Here is a 670-nt window from a genome sequence, read left to right as displayed (position 1 = left end):
GTGGAATGCAAATATAAAAACGGTGTATATAGATATGAATGGTCATGTGATGCCTTCGCCAGATGCTGCAGAAGGTACAGTAAAATACTATGATGGTATAGCTTTTAATGATGTTACAGATGTTGACCCATACGGCAGGATAGAGGCTGAGAAATTAAAGGAGTTTTTGCTTAAGTTAGCAAAACAATTAAAATTTGTGAAAGAAAATGGGAAATATTATATTCAATGCACATATCCGGAAATACCTGAAGGCTATAAATGGAGTCTAGGTATAACAATTTTTAACAAGGATGGCACTACAGATGGTATTCTCCACTTGGACGTAATCCTGAATGGTTGATACCAGCAGAAGGGTCATTTAAAAAAGAAGCTACAGTTATTACTAATATAAATAATGTGGATTCTATTGGTATCGTAATTTCACTCAATCATTCGAAAAATGGAAAGTTAGGAACATTAAGAATATTGTATGCTATGGACAAATCAGATATGTGGGCAGCTTTTGTACCAGAGTCGGGGACGATACCTTCCCAAGAATATAAATCATTTGATTTTAATAAAATGTTTCAGTGGTAAAACAAAATTGGAACATTTTTGCAATTAAATAAAGGCAGATTAAAAAAGTATTTTTGCCAGCATGCTGAGCCTAAAAGTTATAAGATAAAAAACT

1 pseudogene is annotated in these 670 nt (G+C 33.1%); it reads left to right on the top strand.

The features are described from left to right. Positions 1 to 576: pseudogene (locus JCM21531_RS24715) on the top strand (copper amine oxidase N-terminal domain-containing protein); the annotation flags it as partial. Positions 577 to 670 lie beyond the last annotated feature (94 nt).

The organism is Acetivibrio straminisolvens JCM 21531, assembly GCF_000521465.1.
Lineage (GTDB): Bacteria > Bacillota > Clostridia > Acetivibrionales > Acetivibrionaceae > Hungateiclostridium > Hungateiclostridium straminisolvens.
The sequence above is the reverse complement of the archived record's forward strand: the minus strand, read 5'-3'. Positions and strand labels throughout refer to the sequence as shown.